This window comes from Streptomyces omiyaensis, assembly GCF_014650895.1.
Lineage (GTDB): Bacteria > Actinomycetota > Actinomycetes > Streptomycetales > Streptomycetaceae > Streptomyces > Streptomyces omiyaensis.
Genome location: NZ_BMVV01000002.1, coordinates 305743 through 328367, shown reverse-complemented (window position 1 = coordinate 328367; position 22625 = coordinate 305743). Strand labels below are relative to the sequence as shown.

Sequence of the window (22625 nt, the reverse complement as noted above, 5' to 3'; positions counted from 1 at the left end):
GATGTAGCGGTGGGGAACTCCCATCCCGTCTGCCGTCGACCCAGGCAGAGCCGAGCAGACACGGCATCGGGCCTGCTCCACGGTGTGTGAGTCGACGGCAGACGGGATGGGAGTGCGGGGGGATTAAGGCCCTGGTCAGCTTTCAGCCACGTCTCAGTTGTGACCAACAGCCTTCCTCGTAGCACTAGTTATGGGATGATCGACCATTCAACCAAGGAGGTGCCAATTGGCAAAGTACACACTTGCAAGCTATGCGGTCCGAATCCGCAAGAGCCGCGAAAATGACTACCTTCACCTCGATAACTTCGACAACGCCGGAGGTGACCTCCTTAAAGAGTTCTACGGATTTCTCCTCAGCCTCCAAGAAAGGCCATTCGAGGTTCAGAGGACGGAGCGATCCCTGGAGGCTCACACCATCAGGCATGAAAGTCGATCGCTCCGCTTCAAGCTCGGCTCCGGATCTTTCGGGACTCAGTCAAGGATCCGTGAAAGGTCAACCGGGCAGGTCGTCTTCCAGAAGGAAGAAGATCACGTTGACCTGACAGATCTTCGAAACTACTTGATTATTCCCCATGGCTCCACAACTGGCCTGCTGTTCACGGAGCGCCTGCAGGGTAATGGAGTAATCGCAACCCTCTCGGAGGCTTTCCGGAAGGCATTTAATCAGAAATACTCCGGCTATACGCTCGAACTCAACAACATGACATCAGAAGCCGCCTTCGGGATCTATCTCGAAAGAGGGGATCTGAAGAAGATTCGTCTTGTGCGCCAGGCGATTCCTGACGATGTAGCCGACGCGCTTGGAATGGGGGAAACAGAAAAGAACCTGGGCTCTATTGAGTTCGTCCTGAAGCCTCCACGGCTCGGATCATTCGGTAAGCGAAAGATTCAGAAGGTTATCAGCGGCGAAGCCGATGTCGGCAGCATGCTGGAGTGGCGCGGCCTTGAGTACGAGGAGATGAAGATCGAGGTCAAGATCGCCAACTCGACCAGGACGTTGTCAGTGTCCTCTGGTACAACACCTGCAATGCTCTACGACCTCGACAGTGAGCTTCAGAAGGATAATCAGACGACAATTACGGACGACTGGGTCTACGCGAAGGCAAAGGAGTTCGCAGAAGAGGTTGCAGAGAACATGGGCATCAGTGCCGCTGTAATGCGCCGAGAGTTCGCCTGGCCGGAACTCTGGGAGCTCTATCGACTGGAGGCTCCAAATGAGCAGCATGATTGATGTCATTCCCATCGTAAAGGATCACCTCAAGACTCTCCGCAGTCACCGCGACAACCGAATCTTGTGGAAACAGGTCGCGTTCTTCTACGGGACTCCACTAGCGCTCGGAGCTCTCAGCGTGTGGCTTTCCTGGAAGATTTCCGGGGTCGGAAATATCCTTGCCGCTTTTGCGATCCTGGCGGGCTTGCTCTTCAATCTTCTCGTCTTGCTGTTCGACATCGCATCAAAAGCTGCACAAGCCGGCGGCCTCGGCGATGACAACACGAGACTCAAACTCGCAAAACAACTCCAGGCGAACGTCACATACGCCCTACTTCTAGCTCTCCTGTGTTCTGGAATCCTTGGCGTAGCTTCCGGGATGGGGATGGAAAAAGTGAACAGGTGGCTAAGCGGCGTGCTCATGATCTTTCTTGCGCACTTCTCTCTCACCCTCCTGATGATCGTTCGACGCATCAGGTCTGCTTTCCTGAGCTCGCTGAACATTCAGACGTAGAACTCACCTGATCGCGCCAAGTCTTGGCGCACGCGCCACTTCATTTTCGATAGGCAGCGTGGTCTATACGCGGCCGGGGCGACGAGACCCGACCCAAAGAAGGGCTCTGACCTGCGGAAATGGGGCCAGAACGCGCCCCCTCTGGAGCCGTGTGCCTCACTGTGCACCCCTGTGCGCCTTCCTTGGCCGCCGCATGGACTGAATTCTGCCAGAGTCCATACGGGTTCCCGGAAGGGAGAGGAGAGACGGTGACCCAGCCGAGGTGCGGGGCTCCGACGAAGAGGGGAGGCCGGTGTAAGCGGCCGGCTGACCTGGGCAGCGGTCAGTGTTGGAGGCATCAAGGAGAGTGGACCGCTCGGGCACAGGCGGACCGCAAGAAGAAGGAAGCCGCGGCAAAGAAGCAGGAGCTTCGGAACAAGAAGTGGTCTTGGTGGTGACCACTGACTGACATCCACGGCTGACATCAACAGGCTAGGACGCGCGTGGCCGAAGATGGTTTCCAGCGGTAGAGGAGCCCTCGGCCGTTGGCTATGCGCGGTCGGTTCGATCGAACTCTTAAAGCGGTGGTAGCCGATCGGCCAGCATAGGCAAGACAGTGCGTTCCAGCAGGGTGGTTCGTGCCTATCCGCTGAGGGCTGCTGCTGGCGGGGAGGCTTACGCGAAGTGGATAGTTGGTGTCCCTGAGCCGTCCGAGGGCGGCCCAGGGACACCAACATCCGCCAGCAGCCACCAGTCCTCGGTCGCTGCGACCTGGATCAGCAGCAGGAGCCCGAGGCCAGTTAGGGAGGCGCGCCACTTACTACGCAACAAGAAGCGGGTGGCCTCTTGCGACCTCATGAGGGCATCGGGCTGATGTCTCAGGCATGCAGCATGCAGGGCCTGGGGAGGCTCGCCGGCGGGGCAACTGCATCGAGCTCAGGAGGAGCCTTGCTGAAGGATCGTGCGGCTTTGGAGCACGAGGAACGGATCGTCTGGACCGAAGACGTGGGTGACTTCGACTACGTCCGCCAGACCGTGGTGCGTTTGTCCACGACCCGGCAGAAGCCTGTGGGGTGGAACGGGACAGGTAGGAGGGTGGGCTACTCCGTGCTCAGGTCGGATGCCCCGAGCGGAGACACTGGCAGGTTCGTCCGCCGGGTGTTCTGGGTGAAGGACTACGACCGATCCGAGCAGCCAGAAGGTACGTACAAGACGTCCGCGCCCAGTGAGGCCGTCGACCCGCGGACGGTCGCACCGGGAGTCTTGGGCGAGCTGACCGAGCGAGCTTGGGGCGGTCCTCTGCCCAACTGAGCGGGCACCGAGGCCGGCCACCACGATGACGGCTGTCGATGCACTGGAGAAGAGACCACCGCCGCACGCGGTGGTCTCTTCGGCGTTGCAGGCTGAGTCGCGATCTGAGACGCGATGAGTCGCAGTACTCGTCTCATTGGAACCCCCTCTGACCTGCACTGAGACGCGATGAGTCGCTTGAGTCGCGATATTTCAGAAAGTAGATGGAACATGCTCTATCAGCGCTCGGAACCAGGCCCTCCGGTGGATACGCGGGGAAGGTTCCGAGAGAGCACGCTAGAGGGGATCGAAGTACCTGGTCAGCAGCCTAAGGTCGCTGTTGTGCCCCAGTCCCTTCTAAGCACTTGGCCGCAGGTTCGAGTCCTGCCGGGGGCGCACAGGCGGAGACCCTCCTTCGGGAGGGTCTTTTTGCTGTTCGGGGGGTTTTCGGTCATCGGGACAGGTGCGGGGAAGGGCGTTTCCGGGCCGGCTCGCGGGTTTTCTCCCCGGGGCGCCACCGCGTCCGGTCGCCGGCCGGCGGTCCCGGCCCGAACACCCGGTTCATGCCGGAACGGCCGTTGCCCGGGTGGTCGGGACGTCGGCGGGGGCTCCTCGGATCCCCGACGGCGCCAGGCCGTACGGCGCCTTCGAGGAGTGGCGCCGCGCGGCGGTGTCGTGAGCGAAGGGGACAAATCGGCATTCGGGTTGAAGTCGCGATCTCGCCCGGATCATCCTTACCGTCATGCCTCCCGCCGCCTCGCTCGACGTGTCACACCTGCCCGACTACGCGTACGACTGGGCCCTGGTCGACGTCGAGACGTCCGGCCTGATCGCCCGGCGCGACCGGATCCTCTCGATCGCGGTGCTGACCTTCGGACCGGACGGGACCCAGACCGGCGAGTACTCCACCCTGCTGAACCCGGGCTGCGACCCCGGCCCCGTGCACATCCACGGCCTGACCGCCGAGCGGCTGAGCGGCGCCCCGACCTTCGCGCAGGTGGCCGGGCGGATCGGGGCGCTGTTGCAGGACCGCGTCATGGTGGCCCACAACGCGCAGTTCGACTACGACTTCCTGGCCCACGAGTTCGCCCGCGCCCGGCTCCCTCTCCCCGTCGCACAGCGGCTGTGCACCCTGGCGCTGAACCGGCGCGTGGATCCGCCCGCCGCCGACCTCAGCCTGGCGTCGCTGGCCGCCCACTACGGCGTGCCGCAGACCAAGGCCCATGACGCGCTGGACGACACGCGCGTCCTCGCCGGGATCTTCCGGCCCTCCCTGGCCGAAGCCGCACGACTGGACGTCCCGCTGCCGCTGGTGCCCTGCCCTCCCCGGCAGGATCCGCGGTTCGCGCCGAATCCGCCGAAGGCCCCGTGCGCCTACCGGAACCCGGGCCGTCTGGCGCCCGGCGGGCCGCTCGTCCAGGGCATGAAGATCGCCATCACCGGCGAGACGGCGACCTCCCGGGCCGAGCTGGTGGCCCGGTCCGTCGCCGCCGGCCTCAACATCATGTCGTCGGTGAGCCGGCACACCAGCGCTCTCGTCACCGACGACGCGGCCTCGGGCTCGGCGAAGGCGCGGCGCGCGCTCGCCGAAGGCGTCACCGTCATCGACGAGCACACGTTCCTCGAGCTGTTGGGAGAGGTCCGTCCCGGGACGCCGCACGAGGTTCGGGCAGCGGGGAAGGGGCCGGCCGCCGCCACTCCCGCCGCGCCCGCCGCGCCCGCCGCGGAGGCGGCGCCCTCGCCCGTCGCGGCCTCGCCCATCGCGCCCTCCCCCGTCCCGCCGTCCCCCGCCGCGGCTTCGGGCTCCGCGCCGTCCCCGGCCGCACCGTCCCCCGGCGCTCGCTCCGCCAAGCCGTTCGGACGGCGGCGGGTCCTGGTGCTGGGCGGCACCCACGAGGAGGCGGCCGCCGCCCGGGCCAGGGTCGTCGAACTGGGCGGGGCCGCCGCGATCAACCTCTCGGCGAGCGTCACCGACGTCGTCCTCTTCCCCGGGGGCGAGCGCGACCGCCGCATGGCCCGCATCGCCGCGCTGGAGCTCCCGGTCCACGCGCACGACTGGCTCGGAACCCCGGCCCCCGAGCCCGCCGGCGTGCCCGCCCGGGACAGGGCGACGACCGACGTCCTGCCGCGCGGCGGGGTCGTCGACCTCCCCGCGCTTCCCCCCGCCGGCCGCTGGTACGCGAGTGCCTCCTGGGCGCAGCAGACGAACTGCGAGATCGACGTCGTCGCCTTCGTCCTCGACGAGGACGAGCAGGTCTCCTGCGACGGGGACTTCGTCTTCTACAGCGCGCCGGAGAGCCCCGACGGAGCCGTCCGTCTCCTCTGCGACGGCCCGACCGAGCAGACCATCGCCGTCGACCTCGCGGCGCTGCCTCCCGCCGCCCGCAGGATCGCGATCGCCGCCGCCGTCGACGGTGCCGCCACCTTCGGCGACGTCGGCGCGGTCCAGATCACCCTCGCACCGGGCGTCGACGCTCCGGCCGCGGCCCAGGCCACGCTGGACGCGGCCACCAGCGAACGCACCCTGCTCCTCGCCGAGATCTACCGCCGGGGGCCGCTGTGGCGCTTCCGTGCCGTCGGCCAGGGCTACGACCACGGCCTGGAGACCCTCGTGCGCGGATACGGGGTCGACGTGGAGTAGTACCCCCGCCTCGTTGCCCGTTGTCCGTCGTCCGTTCCCCGTTGCCCGTTCCTCCTCCCCCGCCTGTCCGGGGGGCTTGTGCCGCCCGTTTCAGGCGGGGTCGGGGTGGGAGGGGTTCCAGAGGCGGTCGGCTTCGCCCCGGGCCAGGTGGTCCTCGTAGACGCGCACCTTGTGGCTCATCACGTCCAGGGTGTCCTGGAGCTCGCGGATCCGCGCCTCGACGTGGCGCTGGTGCCGGCGGAGGATCTCCAGGCGTTCGCGTTCGTTGCCGGGGCCCTGGCGGGCGAGGTCGATGTACTCGCGGATCATCGCCAGCGGCATGCCGGAGGAGCGCAGCCTGGTGCAGATCGCCAGCCACTCCAGGTCTTCCTCGTGGTAGACCCGGCGGCCGTTCGAGAGGCGGCGCACCGGGTTGGCGAACAGGCCCTCCCGCTCGTAGAAGCGGAGCGCGTGCACGCTCAGTCCGCTGCGCCGCGCCACTTCGCCGATGCTCAGGTCCATGCCCGCGCTCCTCCCCCGTACGGCTGTTGATCTAGACCCGACTCTAGGTTCTAGCTTCGGGGTGTGGGCCGTCGGTCCATCAGGCCGCGGGGCTTCGGAGACCCGGGGTCGCGCGGCCTGGGCTTCGGGCGTGTGGATCGGGGAGAACATGAGCGTGTGGTTCGTCACGGGGGCTTCGCGGGGGCTCGGTGCGGAGATCACCCGGGAGGCGCTGGAGCGGGGGCACGGCGTGATCGCCACGGCGCGGGACGCCTCGGCGGTGCTGCGGGCCTACCCGCGCGTGCCGGAGGGGCTGCTCGCCGTGGACGCGGACGTGACCGAGCCGGAGCAGCCGGCGGCCGCGGTGGAGGCCGGCCTGGCACGGTTCGGCCGGATCGACGTCGTGGTCAACAACGCCGGTCACGGGCTCGTGGGCGCGGTCGAGGAGACCTCCGACCGCGCCGTCCGGGCCCTGTTCGACGTGAACGTCTTCGGCGTGCTCAACACCCTGCGGGCGACCCTGCCGACCTTGCGCGCCCAGCGTTCCGGGCACGTCCTGAACATCGGCTCCGTGGGGGGCTTCGCCACCGCGCCGGCGGTGGGTCTGTACGGCGCCTCGAAGTTCGCCCTGGAGGGCATATCGGAGGCGCTGCACGGAGAGCTGGCCCCGCTCGGTGTGCGCGTCACGATCGTGGAGCCGGGCGGTTTCCGCACCGACTTCCTCAGCGGTCCGAGCCTGCGGGTCGAACCGGCCACCGTCGCCGACTACGCCGTCGCCACCGGTCCGGTGCGCGAGGCACTGGCCGGATTCGACGGCCGTCAGCCGGGCGACCCCGCGAAGGCGGCGAAGGCCGTCGTCGACCTCACGGAGGCCGCCGAGCCGCCGCTGCGCCTGCAGCTCGGCGCGGACGCGGTCGAGCGGGTCGAGGCGAAGCTGGAGCTCGTACGGCGCGAGCTGGAGCAGTGGCGGCACGTGGCGCTGTCCACCGCGCTCTGAGGCCGGACGGCCGGGGCACGCCCCGCAAGGGGCCTGTCGCGAAGGGGAGTCACGCGGCGGGGCGAAGGGAGCCACGCGGGAGGGGGCGTCCGGTGGTTCAGGCGCAGGAGTCGCAGAGGCCCGTCGCGGGGAGCTGGACGTGGCAGCGGTCGCAGATCCGCGGAGGGCGCTCCGGGTGGTCCTGCCGTCGGCGGGCCCGGGCGGCGGCCGCCCGGGGGGCGAGCGCGGGCACTCCGCCGCCGGCCGGGAGGGCCGCGCCGAAGTGGCGGTAGCACGCGAGGCGTGACTCGGCCGCGTGGAGTTCGCGCTCCGTCTCGCCCTCGACCGGCGGCAGTCCGGCGAGGGCGAGGACTTCTTCGTAGCCGCTCCCGACCTTGCCGTCGTCGGTGTGGACGACCAGCGCCGTCAGCGGCGGGTCGCCCCTGCGGTGCGCCTCGCGCACGACCCGTCCCAGGATCGGGCCGATCCATTGGTGCAGCAGGACCTTGGTCCGGAGCCCCGTCCCGCTCTGGATCTGCTCGCCGAGCTCCTTGTTACGTGATCACGGCGTGGTAGGTCCGCGCGACGGTCGTGAGGACGGCGTACGCCTCCGCCGCCCAGAGGTCGCGCGCCTCCGGGCCGGCGTTCCCGTTCGCCTTCCCGGTTGCCTCACCGGTCGCCTTCCCGGTCGTATGCGCGTCCGCGTGCGCGTTCGTGGCCGCGTGCGCGTGCGTGTGCGCGTCCGTGTGCGCGTCCGTGTGCGTCGGTTCCGTCCGGACCATGGCCGCCCCACCCCGGTGTGTTCCGCAGTCTGTCGCCTCCCGCGCATCCTTCCCCATCCGCCGCGGGGGCGCCATGCCCCGTCAGGCGGTACGGAGGTCGCCTTCGTGGTCGCCGATCACCACCCTCGAACGGGCGGCCGGATTCTGCCAGGAGGTCCCCGGCCCGGTGCCGGGGCACGCGCGCGTGGCTCAGTTCCGGACCGTGGGCGCCGCCCCGGGGAGGGCGGGGAGGGTGGGGTCGCCGGGGAGGGCGTGGAGGGTGCGGAAGCGGGCCGGTGCGGCGGGGTCGCGGTCGGCGACCTGGACGGGGGACCAGGCCCACTGGCGGACGGGGGCGTCGCCGGGGCGGGTGAAGCGGATCTCGCCGCGGGTGCCCCGCACGGTCACCCGGGGCCAGGAGGCGGCGACGGCGTCCCGGTCCGTGCCGTGGGCGCGGAGGGCCTCGGCGAGGACGGCGATCGTGTCGTAGCCCTCCAGGGCCACGAAGGAGGGGGGCGCGGCCAGGCGGGCGCGGAGCGTCGCCTCCACCCGCGCGCCCAGGGGGGTGGGGCGTTCGGGGAGGTAGCGGAGGAAGGGGATGCCGGTGCCGTCGCCCCTCAGGAGGGCCTCCCACGCGGGGAACTCCGGCTGGCCGGCGGGGGCGCCGACGAGGAGTCCGGCCAGGCGCGGGTCCCGGCGGACCGCCCTGACGAGCGGAACCGCCGGGTCCGGGAAGCCGGTCAGCAGGAGGAGGGCGGTCGCGCCGTCGGCGGCCAGTTCGCCGGCGAGTTCCCGGGCGGACAGGGCCCGCGCGTCGAGCTCCGTGACGGTGCCGCCGCGCGGGGCCAGGTGGTCGCGGAGGATGCGGGTGCCGGCCGCCCAGTAGACGCCCGGCTCGGTGGCGACCGCGATGCGGGAGTGGCCCTCGGCGAGGAGGAAGTCGGCGTAGACGCGCCAGCCGTGGGACTGCGCCGGGGCCAGCCGGGCGACCCGGTCGCTCGGCCGCTCGGTGAGCGCGTCGAGGACCGCGGAGGAGCAGAGGAAGGGCAGACCGAGCGCGTCGGCCCGGGCGGCGGCGGCGCGCGCGGCGACGCTGTGGTACTCCCCCGCCAGGGCGGCGACTCCGAGGCCGGCCAGTTCCTCCACGGCCGCCTCCGCTCGGCGCGGGTCGGCGGCGGTGTCCCTGACGAGGAGTTCGAGCGGCCTTCCGGCGATCCCGCCGCCGGCGTTGGCCTCCCCGACGGCCAGTTCGAGGCCGGCCAGCAGATGCCGGCCGGCCTCCGTCCAGCCGGGGCGCGTCAGCGGGGCGAGGGCGCCGATCCGGACGGGGGAGGTGGGGGCGGTGCTCATGGGCGGGGGCTCCCGTGGGGTGGTTCGTACGGTTCCATCCCATTCTTCGTACGCGACCGGACGCCCGGCTCCTCGGCGCGCCGCCCCTCGGCCCGCCGCCCCTCGGCCCGCCGCCCCTCGGCGCGCCGCCCTCCGCACACCCGCCCGGACCCCGCGAGCCTTCCGGCCCCCGCGAGCCCTCCGAACCAGCACACCCGCCGGACCCCGCGAGCCCTCCGGCCCCCGCACGCCCGTCAGGCCCCGTGTCCCGTCAGCCGCCCGCGTCCCACCGGGCCCCGCCCCCTCAGGAGGAGGGGCGCGCCCCCGACTCGGCGCCGGTGTCGCGCACCCCCAGGCGGAGGTGTTCCACGTGGTAGAGGGCCTGGTCGAGGAGTTCGGCGACGTGGTTGTCGTAGAGCGCGTAGACGATCGAGCGGCCGTGGCGCTCGCCGGTGACCAGGCCGAGGTTGCGCAGCAGGCGCAACTGGTGGGAGCAGGCGGAGGGTTCCATGCCGACGGCCTCGGCGAGGTCGCCGACCGAGCAGGGGCCTTCCTGGAGCCTGGCGAGGATGTACAGGCGGGAGGGGGTGGCGAGGGCCTGGAGGGTGGCGGCGACGTCGGCGGTGCCGACGGCGTCGAGCCGCTCGCGCGGGGTGGCACCGGTGGCGGCGTCGATTCCGTGACCCATGGGGCCATCATACGGATGACACATGAATAGGTGTTCATGTGTTCCGCTATGGTGAAGGGGCCGATGCCGCCTGCCCGCGAAGGGTCGCCCCGCCATGCCCTCCTCCCTGAACCAGCACGAGCGGAGCGAGCGACCCGAGCCGCCCGGCACCGCCCCCGGCACCGGGGCCCGCACGACCCCCGCGTCCCCCCACGACCGTCCCCGTACGGGAACCCGCACCCGAACCCGCACCCCCGCCCTCGCCCTCGCCGAGGTGCGGTGGGCGCTGGCCGCGCTCGGGCTGTTCCTGCTCGCCCTCCCCGCGTACCTGCTCGGCGGACCCGCCTGGCTGTGGGGCGCGCTCTTCGCCGCCGCCTACGCCACCGGCGGGTGGGAGCCCGGCTGGGAGGGCCTGAAGGCGCTCCGCGGCCGGACGCTCGACGTGGACCTGCTGATGGTCGTCGCGGCGCTCGGCGCCGCCGCGATCGGCCAGGTCCTCGACGGGGCGCTGCTCATCGTCATCTTCGCGACCTCCGGCGCCCTGGAGGCGGTCGCGACCGCGCGGACCGCGGACTCGGTGCGCGGGCTCCTCGACCTCGCACCGGCCACCGCGACCCGGCTGCTCGCCGACGGCGCCGAGGAGACCGTGGAGGCGGGCCTCCTCGCGGTCGGTGACACCGTCCTCGTCCGCCCCGGGGAGCGGATCGGCGCGGACGGGCGGGTCGTCGGCGGGACGAGCGAGGTCGACCAGGCCACCATCACCGGCGAACCGCTGCCCGTGGCCAAGGAGACGGGCGACGAGGTGTTCGCCGGGACCGTCAACGGCACCGGCGCCCTGCGCGTCCGGGTCGGGCGCGACCCGTCGGACTCCGTCATCGCGCGGATCATGCGGATGGTGGAGGAGGCGTCGCGGACCAAGGCCCCCACCCAGCTGTTCATCGAGAAGGTGGAGCAGCGGTACTCGGTCTCCATGGTGGCGGCGACGCTCGCCGTCTTCGGCGTCCCCCTCGCCTTCGGCGACGACCTCGCCTCGGCCCTGCTGCGGGCCATGACCTTCATGATCGTCGCCTCGCCCTGCGCGGTGGTCCTCTCCACCATGCCGCCGCTGCTGTCCGCCATCGCCAACGCCGGCCGGCACGGCGTCCTCGCCAAGTCCGCCGTGGTCATGGAGCGGCTCGGGCAGGTCGACGCCGTCGCCCTCGACAAGACCGGCACCCTCACCGAGGGCACCCCGCGCCTCACCGACGTCCGCCCGCTGCCCGGCAGCGGCCTGGACGCCGACGCCCTGCTCCGCCTCGCGGCCTCGGCCGAGCACCCCAGCGAGCACCCGCTGGCCCGCGCCGTCGTCGACGCCGCCCGGGAGCGCGGTCTCGCCCCGGTCGCCGCGGAGGCCTTCGCCGCCGCCCCCGGGCGGGGCGTCACCGCCACGGTCGACGGCCGGCGGATCGAGGCCGGCTCGCCCGCGCGCCTGCTGCCGTCCGGCGCCCACGCCGACGTGGTGCGGGAGCTGGAGGAGTCGGGCCGGACGGCGGTGGCGGTCCTGCGCGACGGGGAGCCGGTGGGCGTCCTCGGCGTCGCCGACCGGCTGCGGCCCGACGCCGCCGCGACCGTCGCCGCGCTGACCCGGCTGACCGGCCGCGCCCCGACCCTGCTGACCGGGGACAACGAACGCGCCGCGCGGCACGTGGCCGAGCGGGTCGGCATCACCGACGTGCGCGCCGGTCTGCTGCCGGAGGAGAAGGTGGCCGCCGTGCGGGCGTGGGAGGCGGAGGGACGGCGGGTGCTGGTCGTCGGCGACGGCGTCAACGACGCCCCGGCACTGGCCGCCGCCCACTGCGGGGTCGCGATGGGGCGGGCCGGTTCCGACCTCGCCCTGGAGACGGCCGACGCGGTCGTCGTACGCGACGAACTGGCCGCGGTCCCCGCGGTCGTCGCCCTCTCACGCGCCGCACGCCGGCTGGTCGTCCAGAACCTGGCGATCGCGGGCGTCTTCATCGCCGTGCTGGTCGCCTGGGACCTGATCGGCACCCTGCCGCTCCCCCTGGGCGTCGCCGGGCACGAGGGCTCCACGGTCCTCGTCGGCCTCAACGGCCTCCGCCTCCTGCGGACGACCGCCTGGCCGCGCCTCTAGACCGCGCCTCCGGTCCGCGCCTCAGGTCCGCGCCTCCGGTCCACGCCTCCGGACCTGGCCGGACCTGGCCGGATCAGCCGGAGCAGCCGGAGCAGGAAGCCGCGCCCCCGCCCTCGCCCCCGCCTTCGCCCCCGCCCGGGACCACACCCCCCTCCGCCCGCACCCGTGCCAGCGTCGCCGCCGCGCTGTCCAGGAGCATCTCCAGGGCCGTCGGATAGGCGCTGGTGTTCATGCGGGCGACCAGGCGGGGGGCGGTGGCGGCGATGTGGGGGTGGGTGGCGGCGGGGAGGCGGGCGTACGTGGCCTGCCAGACGGCCTCGTCGGCGGCGCGGGCGGTGTGCGGGAGGGCGAGGGCCGCCGCGTCGAGCGCGGCGAAGGCGAGGGCCTGGTCGACGAAGGCGTGGTAGACGCGGGCGGCCTCGGCGTCGGGGAGGCCGGCGGTCCGCAGGACGCCGAGGACCGCCTCGTCGGCGGCGATCTCGTGGGAGCGGCCGCTGACCCGGCTGGCGGTGAGGATCGCGGCCTGCGGGTGGGCCAGGTAGGCCGCGTGGATGCGCAGCCCGAGCTCGCGCAGGTCCTGCCGCCAGTCGCGGGTGGGGGTCCAGCCGCGCAGGGCGCGGCCCGCGAGTTCGTCGCCGACGGCGAGGAGGAGGTCGTCGGTGCCCCGGAAGTAGCGGTAGAGGCTGCTGGGGTCGGCGCCGAGGGCGGCGCCGAGCCGGCGCACGGTCAGCCCGTCCCGGCCGTGCTCCTGGAGCATGCGCAGGGCGGTCTCGATGTAGAGCCGCTCCGAGAGGACCACCCCTCCCGCCTTGGCAGGCTTTCGACGGCGCCTTTCCGCCTCCGGTACCACTTTCTTAGGCATAAGAACCCCTTTTTCCTCGCGTTCCCAGGTTATGCCAACGCCGTTGACCCATGTCGGGACGGACCGCTTTCATGGACGCACTCCCGGGATATGTCTTCTTCATCACGATGAGAGGTGGTTTGTCGATATGCGCGTCCTGCTCGTCGGTGCCGGTGGTGTGGGGACCGCCATCACCCGCATCGCCGCCCGCCGCCCCTTCCTCGGCCACATGGTGGTGGCCGACTACGACCTGTCCCGCGCGCAGGCGGCCGTCGCCGCGCTCGGCGACGCGGCCGGCGGCCGGTTCGCCGCCGCCCGGATCGACGCCTCGGACGGGGCGGCGGTGACCGCCCTCCTGGAGCGCGAGCGCTGCGACGTCCTGCTGAACGCGACCGACCCGCGGTTCGTCCTGCCGCTCTTCGAGGCGGCCCTCGCGGCCGGGGCGCACTACCTGGACATGGCGATGTCGCTGTCCCGTCCGCACCCGGAACGCCCCTACGAGGAGTGCGGGGTGAAGCTGGGCGACGCCCAGTTCGAGCGGGCGGCGGAGTGGGAGAAGGCGGGGCGGCTGGCGCTCGTCGGCCTCGGGGTGGAGCCGGGCCTCTCGGACGTCTTCGCCCGCTACGCCGCCGAGGAACTCTTCGACACCATCGAGGAGATCGGGGTCCGCGACGGCGCGAACCTCACCGTCGACGGCTACGACTTCGCGCCCTCGTTCTCCATCTGGACCACGATCGAGGAGTGCCTGAACCCGCCGGTGGTCTGGGAGAAGGACCGCGGCTGGTTCACCACGCCGCCGTTCAGCGAGCCCGAGGTCTTCGACTTCCCCGAGGGCATCGGCCCGGTGGAGTGCGTGAACGTGGAGCACGAGGAGGTGCTGCTGATCCCCCGCTGGGTCGACGCCCGCCGGGTGACCTTCAAGTACGGCCTCGGCGAGGAGTTCATCCGGACCCTGAAGGAGCTGCACCGGGTCGGCCTCGACCGCACGGAGCCGGTGACGCTGCCGGACGGGACGCGGGTCTCCCCGCGGGACGTCGTCGCGGCCTGCCTGCCCGACCCGGCCACGCTCGGCGACCGGATGCGCGGCAAGACCTGCGCGGGCACCTGGGTGAGGGGCACGAAGGACGGGGCGCCGCGCGAGGTGTACCTGTACCACGTCGTCGACAACGAGTGGTCGATGCGCGAGTACGGCTCCCAGGCCGTCGTCTGGCAGACCGCCGTCAACCCGGTCGTCGCCCTCGAACTGCTCGCCACCGGCGCCTGGACCGGCGCGGGCGTCCTGGGCGCGGAGGCCCTGGACCCGCGCCCCTTCCTGGACCTCCTCACCGCGTACGGGTCCCCCTGGGGGCTGCGCGAGCAGTAGGCCGGAGCCGGGCGGGGCGCACGTGTCACCATCGGGGCCATGACCGCGACCGCGCCGCCCGCCCCCACCGCCCGCGCCCTCAACCGGGCCACCCTCGCCCGCCAGTTGCTGCTGGCCCGGGAGCCGGTCGGCGTCGAGGAGGCGGTGCGGCGGGTGGTGGCGCTCCAGGCGCAGCAGCCGGGGTCGCCGTACGTGGCGCTGTGGAACCGGGTGGCGGACTTCGACCCGGCCGGTCTGGACGCGGCCGTCGAGGGGTTCCGCCTGGTCCGCTCGACCCTGATGCGGATCACCCTGCACCTCGTCCACGCCGACGACTACCGGCCGTTCCGGGAGGCGGTGGAGCCGACGCTGCGCGGGAGCCGGCTGCGCGACCGGAGGTTCACCGGCACCGGCATCACGCCGGACGACGCGGACGCGCTGCTGCCGGATCTCCTGGCGTACGCGGACCGGCCCCGCGGCGGCGACGAGCTGCGGGCGCGGGCCGAGGAGGCGTGGGGCGGCGGGAGCCTCACCCCGGCGGCCGGGCGGCTGCTGCGGCAGTACGCACCGCTGTGGCACGTGCCGAGCGGCCCGCCGTGGCAGTACACCTCCTCCCCCGGCTTCGTCGCCGCGGGTCCCGCGCCCGCCCGGACCGCGCCGGAGGCGGCGGCCGAGGGCCTGGAGGTGCTGGCCCGCCGCTATCTGGCGGGGTTCGGCCCGGCGTCGGCGGCGGACCTGGGCCAGTTCGGCCTGGTGCCGCGCGGGCGGGCCCGCGCCGCGCTCGACGCGCTCGTCCGGGACGGCGCGGCCGAGCTCCTGGCGGGCCCGGACGGCACGGTCCTGTACGACCTGCCGGGGGCGGTCCGCCCGGACGGGGACGCGCCGGCCCCGCCGCGCCTGATGGCGATGTGGGACAGCACGCTGCTCGCGTACGCGGACCGGAGCCGGATCCTGCCGCCCGCGTACCGCCGGCACGTCATACGGATCAACGGCGACGTGCTGCCCACGCTGCTGGTCGACGGGTACGTGGCCGGGGCCTGGCGGCCGGTCGCGGGCGGGATCGAGGCGGCCGCCTTCCACCCGCTGACGGCCGGCGACTGGGACGGACTCGCCTCCGAGGCGGCCTCGTTGGGCGGGATGCTGGCCGACCGCGACCCGCGCGTGTACGGACGGTACGACCACTGGTGGGCGAAGGGGCTGCCCGCGGCCGAGACCCGGGTGCTGCCCTGCTGATCGCGGGCCGGCGGCCGGGGGCGGGGGCCGGCGGCCGGGCGGGCGCCGCGCGCCTCCCCCATTGCCAGCCACTTGGAAGCCACTTATCTTCGAGCCACAACCTACGGACCGGGATGCTCGTCAGTCCCGGGGCGGTCCGCCGTTCACGGGCCGGACGGCGGGGAGCGCGGCACCGCGGGACGCGGGCGCGCTGGACGCCGGGCGTACGGGATATCCGTATCCGCGTACCCGCAGGAGTGAGCTGCATGAGCAAGCACGTTCTGGCCCAGAACCAGTACGGCAAGGCCGAGAACCGCATCGTCAGGATCGCCCGCAGGGGCGGCGAGGACGGCGCCTGGCACGAGATCCGCGACCTGAACGTGTCGGTGGCGCTGCGCGGCGAGTACCGCGACGTCCACCTGACCGGCGACAACGGCAACTGCCTGCCGACCGACACCACCAAGAACACGGTCTACGCCTTCGCCAAGGAGCACGGCGTCACCTCCCCCGAGGCGTTCGCGATCCTCCTCGCGAAGCACTTCGTGACCTCCCAGCCGGTGATCCGCGAGGCGCAGATCCGCGTCGAGGAGTTCGCCTGGGAGCGCATCCCGGTGCCGACCCGCAAGGAGCAGCACTCCTTCGTCCGCCAGGGCCAGGAGGTGCGCACCGCGCAGGTCACGTACAGCGAGACCACCGGTCTCCAGGTGCTGTCCGGCCTGAAGGAGCTGACCGTGATGAACTCGACCAACTCCGAGTTCCACGGCTTCATCAAGGACGAGTACACGACGCTCCAGGAGGCGTACGACCGGATCCTGGCCACCAAGGTCACCGCCCGCTGGGCGAACTCGGCCACGGCGGCGGCGGACCCGGAGCACGACTGGGACGGCTCCTACCGGAAGGCCCGCCGGCACATGCTGGAGGCCTTCGCGGAGACGTACAGCTACTCGCTCCAGCAGACCCTGCACGCGATGGCCTGCCGGGTCCTGGACCACGTGCCGACCGTCAACGAGGTGCGGCTCAACCTGCCGAACAAGCACCACTTCCTGGTGGACCTGGAGCCCTTCGGCCTGAAGAACGACAACGAGGTGTACTTCGCGGCGGACCGCATGTACGGCCTCATCGAGGGCACCGTCCACCGCGACGGCGTCCAGCCGGTGATCGCCACCTCGGACTGGATCACCGCCTGACCGGCGCCGCCTGACGGGGCGTGCCGGAGCGAGGCGCACGGGCGCGGTTCCGGCCTGGGGCATTAACCGGGCGCCCGTGTCGCCTCGCTCTGCGATGGTCCGGCGACGGAGCGCGACGGGTCAAAGCGGGTCCCGCGAGTCTGTCAGCTCCTCGGCGGGTGGTCCGGAAAGCGGTGTGGCCCGACCACCCACCGGACCCTCCGCGGGTGTGCGCGGGAGCCCGGGGGCCCGTCCCGGGGCCCCGCGGCGCCCGTCCTGACGCGATCGAAGCGCAGGTCAGGGGCGGGGAGACGCAGGTCAGGGGTGGGGCGGTGGTCCGGCCACCATCCGGCGGCCGATTCGGGTGCCGGGTCCACCTCGTCGGGAAGGGGGTGCCCGGGCGACGGTGGAGGGGCAGCGGAAGCCGGCTGCGCAACCCTCGGGCAGGACGGGCAGGAGTGTCGTGAGTACATCCGTCGCAATCAAGTACGGGACCGCCTCCGCGGCCGCCCCGCTCACCGTGCCGCGGCCCCGCGTCCGGGCCGTCCCCCGGCCCGCGGCCCCGCGTCCCGGCGACGACGTCTACACCGAGCTGACCTCCGCGCTCTTCTCCGGCTTCGCCCGCCGCGACCAGCGCCTGAAGGCGGAGCAGTACCTGCACGGGCTGCTGACCGCGCAGGGCCGCAAGTCGATCCGGAACATCGCCGCGCAGATCGGCGGCCCGGCCGCCGAGCAGAGCCTGCACCACTTCATCTCCAGCTCCACCTGGGACTGGCAGCCCATGCGGGCCGCGCTCGGGCGGTTCCTGGAGCGCGGCGGGCACCCGCAGGCGTGGGTGGTGCGGCCGATGCCGATCCCGAAGGCGGGCGAGCACTCGGTGGGCGTGGACCGCCGCTTCGACCCGGAGCGCGGGCAGGTCTTCCAGGGGCAGCAGGCCTTCGGCGTGTGGTTCGCCGGCGAGGAGCTCAGCGCGCCGGTCAACTGGCGGCTGTTCCTGCCCGACCCGTGGGTGAAGGACCGCACCCGGCGCGACCGGGCGGAGGTGCCCGACGAGGCGGGCGAGGAGACGATGGAGGAGTGCGCCGTCGCGGCCGCCCTCGACACCGCCCGCTGGACCGACGTCACCCGCAAGCCGGTGCTCCTCGACATCCGGGGCGGGGCGGGCCGGGCGGCGCTGACGCGGCTCGCCGCGGCCGGGGTGCCGGTGGTGGCGCGGATCGGGGCCGGTTCGCGGCTGGCGATCGCGGACCGCTCGCTGCCCGGCTTCGGCGCGGGCCCGCTGCCGGCGGCGCAGATACTGGATTCCCTCAAGGGCCTGCGCAGGCCGGTGAGCTGGGTCGACACCGTCGGCGGCGCGCGGACCTCGCGGACCTCGCTGGCGACGGCCGTCCGGGTCGCGCTGCCCTCCCCGGGCGGGGAGCGGATGCGGCCGCTGATGCTGCTCGGCGAGTGGGACGACCCGCGCCGGGGCCCGGCCCGGGTGTGGATCAGCGACCTGACCCACGCCACGGTCGGTTCGCTGCTGCGGCTGACGAAGCTGACCCAGCGGGTGGAGCGGGACTTCGCCGCGGTCGGCGAGGAAGCGGGGCTCCGGGACTTCGTGGGCCGCTCCTACAAGGGCTGGCACCGACACATCACACTGGCCTCGGCGGCCCACACGGCGACGGTCCTCGGATCGACGTGGGAGTCCACGGGGTACGGCGCTGGCTACGGCGCCCGCCGCGCGGCCGGCTGACCCGGCCGCGGGCCTCCCCCGCCACGGCCGGGTCGCGGCCGGCCGTCCCCCGAGCCCGCCCCGACGGACCACCGGGGCGGGGTGTCCGTCCGCACGCGCGGGGCCCGGGGTCCTGACGAGCGGCGCGAGGACCGGCGCGATCACCCCCGCACGCGCGCGGGGCCGGGGTCTTGCGGTCCGTGTCCGGGGTGCCTCACTCCGCCGGGCCCGCCGCCGGGCCCGCCGGGGGGCGGGCCGGGGCGGTGGCGGCCCGGCGGCGGGCGAGCACCTCGCGGGTGCGCTGGAGCCGCAGGGCGAGCTGGACCTCCAGGACCTGGCCGGGCTTCTGCCATGCGGGGCCGAGGAGTTCGCCGATGCGCTCCAGGCGGCGGGAGACCGTGTTGGGGTGGACGTGCAGGGCCTCGGCCGCGTTGGTGGGGCTGGCGCCGGAGGCGAAGTACGCCTCCAGGGTGCGGGTCAGGTCGGTGAGCCGTTCGGCGTCGTAGTCGAGGACGGGGCCGATCGCGTTCTCCACGAAGCCGTCCACGTCGTGGTCGTCGGAGAGCAGCATGCCGAGGAAGCCGAGGTCGGTGACGGCGGCCGCGGAGCCCGTACCGCCGAGGGCGCTCATCGCGTCCAGGCAGCGCAGCGCCTCCGCGTAGAGCGGCCCGACGGCGTCGGGACTGCCGCCGGGGCCCGCGGCGGCGACCGAGACCGGGTGGCCGAGGAGCGGGGTGAGCTCCTCGGAGACGGCGGCGGCCGCCGCGGAGGCGTCCACGCCGGGGAGCAGCAGCACGATGCAGCCGCCCTGCACGGTCTTGAGGCCGGCGAGGCGGTACGCGTACGAGGACGCCCAGACCACGGCCCGGCCCTGCTCGCCGCCCTCCGGCCGGGCGACCACGAGGACGTGCGGTTTGCGCAGGTCCACGCCGAGGCGCCGGGCACGCTGGGCGCTCTGCTGCGGGGCGTGCGGCGGGTCGGCGATGAGGTCGTCGAGGAGTTCGTCGCGGACGGGGCCCTCGGCGACGGCGGTGGAGCGCTGCATGAGGAGGAGGAGGGCGACGGACTGGGCGACCAGTTCGAGGAGCCGCTCGTCCTCCTCGGTGAGGCCGCCCTCGGCGCGGACGACGAGGCCGCCGAGGTCCTCGGAGCCGGCGATGACGGGGGCGACCCAGACGGCGTCGGCGGCGGGGACGGGCCGGCGCAGCGCGTGGGCGTCGAGGGAGGCCTTGGCGACGGCGTCCTCGTCGAGGCCGGGGAAGTCGCCGCTGACGGCGAGGCGGCGGCCGCCGGGGTCGCGGACCATCACGGTGGCGTCGAGGGCGTCGCCCGCGGCCTTGGCGACGTGCGGGAGGTCGCCGCCGGCGAGGACCAGGTTCATGATCCGGCCGTGTGCCTCGCTGACGTGCCGCATCCGGGCGAGGCTGGTGCGCACGCGGGCGCTGTCCCGTTCCAGTTCGAGGAGTTCGGCGCGGGTGCGGTCGAGGAGCCCGGCCTTCTCGACGGCGAGCGCGGCCAGGTCGGCGAGGGCGCCGAGCAGGGCGACCTCCTGCGGGGTGTGCTCGCGGACGCGGCGGTCGGCGCCGAAGAGGGCGCCGATGACGGAGTCGCCGCTGCGCAGCGGCACGGCGACGATGGCGCGGAGTCCTTCGGCGCGGACCGCCTCGTCGCCGGGGTCGACGACCTCGGCGCCGTCGAGGGCGACGGCCGGATCGGGCGCCTCGCCGCTCGCGAACCGCTCGTCGGCGGGGTAGTCGGGGGTCCAGACGGGCTCGCCGGTGCGCTGGACGATGCCGCCGAGGCAGTTGCCGTTGCCGATCCGCAGCCCGACGCTGAGTCCGGGGCCGGTGGTGTCGCCGGTGTCGCCGCCGGTGCGGGAGCCCTCGGTGACGCGGATGTAGCAGGCGCCCTGGGGGCCGCGCAGGGTCACGTAGGCCATGTCGAGGCCGAGGAGGCGGCGGGCGCGGCGGGTGACGATCCGGAGCAGGCCGTCGAGGTCGTAGCTGAGCGTCAGGTCGCGGGCGGTGTCGGTGAGTACGGCGAGGGAGGCGCCGCTGCGGTCGGCGCGGGCCCGGCCCTCGGCGCGCTCGCCGTGGAGGGAGCGGGCGAGGTCGACGGCCCGCTCCAGGCGGACCAGTCCGGCCTCGTCGAGTCCGGCGAGGCGGGCCTCGTCGAGGAGGGCCGCGAACTGGCCGGGGGCGCCCTGGCCGGCGAGCAGCTCCAGGACCGCGAGGAGCGCGTCGGCGCCCGCGCCCCCGTCCGCGCCGTGCGTCTCCATGGCCCCCACCCCCGTCGTCGAGCTTAAATCGGGCACCTCGGAGGAAACCCGTCCTGGCGGCCGAAACTAATTCGGTCTCGGGAGCGGGTCAACGGTGACGTGCGGCACTTCATTCCCCGGGGTGCCGGATCCCCCGACGGGCGGAACCGACGGAGCGTCAGACCGCCATGGCCACGCCCGTCGCGGCCCCGACGGCGGCGCCGCCCGCGGCGGCGTCGGTGCGGCCGGGCTGGGGCTGGGCGGGGACGCGCGGCAGGGCGGAACCGTACCAGGTGACGGTCGGCGCCCCTTCGCCCCGCGCGGAGCCCGCGGCACCGGGGGCGTATCCGGGCGCGGCGCCGAAGAGGCCGGCGGAGCCGCCCGCGCGGGACGCGCCGCTTCCGGCGCCCACGCGCGTGTGGCGGACGGCGAGGACCGAGTGCTGGAGGCGGCGGAGCCGGGCGGAGGGCTCCATGCCGCTCTCCCGCTGGAGGACGGTGCGGAGCCGCTCGTAGACGGCGAGGGCCTCCTCGTGGCGGCCGCAGCGGAGCAGGGCGACCATGAGGTGGGCCTGGAGCGGTTCGTTGGTGGCGTAGCGGGCGGCGAGGCCGGGGAGCTCGGAGAGGATCTCCTCGTGCCGGCCGAGGCCGAGCTGGGCCTCGACCCACTGGTCGAGGACGCTGAGGCGGGCCGTCTCCAGGCGCTCGATCTCGCGGCGCAGGCAGGGACCGGCGGCGACGCCCGCGTAGGGCTCGCCGCGCCAGAGGGCGAGGGCCTCGCCGAGCCGGAGCGAGGCGCGGCCCAGGTCGCCGGTGTCCATGGCGCGGTAGCCGGCGCCGGCCGCGCGCTCGAACTGGCCGATGTCGTGGACGCCGACGCCGGTGTCGAGCCGGTAGCCGCCGGGGAGCGAGACGAGCACCGCGTCGGCGGTGCGCCGCTCGGTCCAGCCGCCCGTGGCCTCGCCGTCCTCGGACTCGTGCAGGGCGCGGGCGATGAGGGCGCGCAGCTCGGCTATGTGGGTCGCGAGTTCGGTGCGGGCGCCGCGCGGGGCGCCGGAGGGCCAGAGCTCCTCGGTGAGGACGGTGACGGGGACGACCTGGCCGGCGAAGGCGGCGAGCAGGGCGAGGACCTGGCGCGGCGCGGCCGCGGTCGGGGTGATCGACACCCCGCCCTCACGGACCGTCAGTCCCCCCAGGACGTGGACGTCCACTCTGCCCCCTCGGTGTCTGCGCACGCGGATCCTCGCTTGATTAAAAAAAGACCCCCCTGGTCATGTCAATAAGAAACCGGAAGGTATGGAATCCGGATCCCTGAAATCGGGGTGATTCACCCCCTTTGCAGGGATATAAGGACGGCGGCTTCTCGCCAGGGGCCGGAAGTGCGTGCGCACCGACAGCATGTTTCGGACTCGGTAGTTTGGTTTTGAAGGGTCCCTGCGGATGCGAAGGGGGTGATCTTCGACGAGATCGCGCCATCCGGGGGTCCAAGAAGACCCGACGGTCGGTTTCACCGCCCGCCCGGCGGCCCGCCCGGGCGCCCTCCGGAAGCCTCCGGCGGCCTGCGGGATCAGCCGACGGCGGCGGCCGTGAGCAGGCCGAAGGCCACGACGATCAGGGCCGTGCGGATCCGGTGGCAGGCGTTCCAGCGCGCCTCGAAGGCGGCGCGGGTCGCGGCCGGGTCCTCGTCGGACCCCTCCGCGGCGGCGAGCGCGACGTTGAGGGGGACGTTGCCGACGACGGTGACCAGGTGGTTGAGGACCGCGCAGACGAAGCCGGCGAGGACGAGCCAGCGCTGCGCGTCGGTGCGGCCGTCGACCGGCACCAGGTAGGCGGCGAGGGGGAGGACGGCCGAGGCGGCGAAGACGGTCATGAAGACCGCCCTGGGCACCGCCTCGTTCACGCGGCGCATCGCGGTGACGAACGCGGCGTCCGTGAGGCGGCCCAGGGCGGGCATGATCCCGGTGAGGAAGATCAGGAGGAAACCGGCGTAGAGGCCGGTGCTTCCGACGGCGAGGGCGAGCAGCAGGGTGGCCATGGGGTCATGATGCCGCTCCCCCGGCGGAGCCGCCCGTTCCTCTCGGCCCCCCGTCACGCGCGCGCGTGACGGGGGGCCGAA

Annotated in this window: 19 protein-coding genes; 10 read left to right on the top strand and 9 right to left on the bottom strand. The window is 73.1% G+C overall.

Annotated elements, in window-relative coordinates:
* The first annotated feature begins 226 nt into the window (after positions 1–226).
* From IE287_RS04400 to IE287_RS04385, 4 genes are all read left to right on the top strand, one after another.
* On the top strand, positions 227–1231 hold the full coding sequence (locus IE287_RS04400) for a hypothetical protein (RefSeq protein ID WP_189847534.1): 1005 nt from the start codon (positions 227–229) through the stop codon (positions 1229–1231).
* Positions 1215–1724 (top strand): hypothetical protein, encoded by a 510-nt coding sequence (locus IE287_RS04395; protein WP_189847533.1) that lies wholly within the window; start codon positions 1215–1217, stop codon positions 1722–1724. The genes IE287_RS04400 and IE287_RS04395 overlap by 17 nt, the downstream gene beginning before the upstream one ends.
* A 927-nt stretch (positions 1725–2651) precedes the next feature.
* On the top strand, positions 2652–3014 hold the full coding sequence (locus IE287_RS04390; RefSeq protein ID WP_189847532.1) for a DUF6009 family protein: 363 nt from the start codon (positions 2652–2654) through the stop codon (positions 3012–3014).
* A 721-nt stretch (positions 3015–3735) separates the two neighbouring features.
* Positions 3736–5634, top strand: coding sequence for a TerD family protein (locus tag IE287_RS04385; protein WP_189847531.1), 1899 nt, complete (start codon positions 3736–3738; stop codon positions 5632–5634).
* 90 nt (positions 5635–5724) lie between these two features.
* Here IE287_RS04385 and IE287_RS04380 read toward each other — a convergent pair whose 3' ends face one another.
* Entirely contained in the window at positions 5725–6135 is a 411-nt protein-coding gene (locus tag IE287_RS04380; protein WP_189847530.1) for a MerR family transcriptional regulator, read from the bottom strand.
* 148 nt (positions 6136–6283) lie between these two features.
* Between IE287_RS04380 and IE287_RS04375 the strand changes: the two genes are divergently transcribed.
* Positions 6284–7111: an oxidoreductase gene (locus IE287_RS04375; RefSeq protein WP_189847529.1), complete on the top strand. Its 828-nt coding sequence runs from the start codon at positions 6284–6286 to the stop codon at positions 7109–7111.
* A 97-nt stretch (positions 7112–7208) separates the two neighbouring features.
* On the opposite strand, the gene IE287_RS04370 is transcribed toward IE287_RS04375, so the two are convergent.
* The 4 genes from IE287_RS04370 to IE287_RS04360 form a co-directional block, all read right to left on the bottom strand.
* Positions 7209–7553, bottom strand: a complete 345-nt coding sequence (locus tag IE287_RS04370) for a hypothetical protein (RefSeq protein WP_229883271.1) — start codon at positions 7551–7553, stop codon at positions 7209–7211.
* 91 nt (positions 7554–7644) lie between these two features.
* Positions 7645–7872, bottom strand: coding sequence for a hypothetical protein (locus tag IE287_RS38305; RefSeq protein WP_229883270.1), 228 nt, complete (start codon positions 7870–7872; stop codon positions 7645–7647).
* Positions 7873–8061: 189 nt separating this feature from the next.
* The gene (locus tag IE287_RS04365; protein WP_189847528.1) at positions 8062–9201 is read right to left on the bottom strand and encodes an ABC transporter substrate-binding protein; all 1140 of its coding nucleotides are present in this window, start codon (positions 9199–9201) and stop codon (positions 8062–8064) included.
* A 283-nt stretch (positions 9202–9484) separates the two neighbouring features.
* Entirely contained in the window at positions 9485–9868 is a 384-nt protein-coding gene (locus IE287_RS04360; RefSeq protein WP_189847527.1) for an ArsR/SmtB family transcription factor, read from the bottom strand.
* 94 nt (positions 9869–9962) lie between these two features.
* Between IE287_RS04360 and IE287_RS04355 the strand changes: the two genes are divergently transcribed.
* Positions 9963–11978: a heavy metal translocating P-type ATPase gene (locus tag IE287_RS04355; RefSeq protein WP_189847526.1), complete on the top strand. Its 2016-nt coding sequence runs from the start codon at positions 9963–9965 to the stop codon at positions 11976–11978.
* A 73-nt stretch (positions 11979–12051) separates the two neighbouring features.
* On the opposite strand, the gene IE287_RS04350 is transcribed toward IE287_RS04355, so the two are convergent.
* Complete coding sequence (locus IE287_RS04350; RefSeq protein WP_189847525.1) at positions 12052–12840, bottom strand: TetR/AcrR family transcriptional regulator; 789 nt, start codon at positions 12838–12840, stop codon at positions 12052–12054.
* A gap of 127 nt (positions 12841–12967) precedes the next feature.
* Here IE287_RS04350 and IE287_RS04345 point away from each other — a divergent pair, with 127 nt between their 5' ends.
* The 4 genes from IE287_RS04345 to IE287_RS04330 all read left to right on the top strand — a co-directional run bounded on the left by IE287_RS04345 (position 12968) and on the right by IE287_RS04330 (position 18274).
* Positions 12968–14182 (top strand): saccharopine dehydrogenase family protein, encoded by a 1215-nt coding sequence (locus tag IE287_RS04345; RefSeq protein ID WP_189847524.1) that lies wholly within the window; start codon positions 12968–12970, stop codon positions 14180–14182.
* Positions 14183–14221: 39 nt separating this feature from the next.
* Positions 14222–15394 (top strand): winged helix DNA-binding domain-containing protein, encoded by a 1173-nt coding sequence (locus IE287_RS04340; protein WP_189847523.1) that lies wholly within the window; start codon positions 14222–14224, stop codon positions 15392–15394.
* Positions 15395–15639: 245 nt separating this feature from the next.
* Positions 15640–16560, top strand: coding sequence for a factor-independent urate hydroxylase (pucL, locus tag IE287_RS04335; protein ID WP_189847522.1), 921 nt, complete (start codon positions 15640–15642; stop codon positions 16558–16560).
* Between the two features lie 499 nt (positions 16561–17059).
* Positions 17060–18274 (top strand): IS701 family transposase, encoded by a 1215-nt coding sequence (locus IE287_RS04330; protein WP_189847758.1) that lies wholly within the window; start codon positions 17060–17062, stop codon positions 18272–18274.
* A gap of 193 nt (positions 18275–18467) precedes the next feature.
* Here IE287_RS04330 and IE287_RS04325 read toward each other — a convergent pair whose 3' ends face one another.
* The 3 genes from IE287_RS04325 to IE287_RS04315 all read right to left on the bottom strand — a co-directional run bounded on the left by IE287_RS04325 (position 18468) and on the right by IE287_RS04315 (position 22544).
* Positions 18468–20531: a helix-turn-helix domain-containing protein gene (locus IE287_RS04325; protein WP_189847521.1), complete on the bottom strand. Its 2064-nt coding sequence runs from the start codon at positions 20529–20531 to the stop codon at positions 18468–18470.
* A 157-nt stretch (positions 20532–20688) separates the two neighbouring features.
* The gene (locus tag IE287_RS04320; protein WP_189847520.1) at positions 20689–21720 is read right to left on the bottom strand and encodes an AfsR/SARP family transcriptional regulator; all 1032 of its coding nucleotides are present in this window, start codon (positions 21718–21720) and stop codon (positions 20689–20691) included.
* Positions 21721–22076: 356 nt separating this feature from the next.
* On the bottom strand, positions 22077–22544 hold the full coding sequence (locus IE287_RS04315; RefSeq protein WP_189847519.1) for an anthrone oxygenase family protein: 468 nt from the start codon (positions 22542–22544) through the stop codon (positions 22077–22079).
* Positions 22545–22625: the final 81 nt, after the last annotated feature.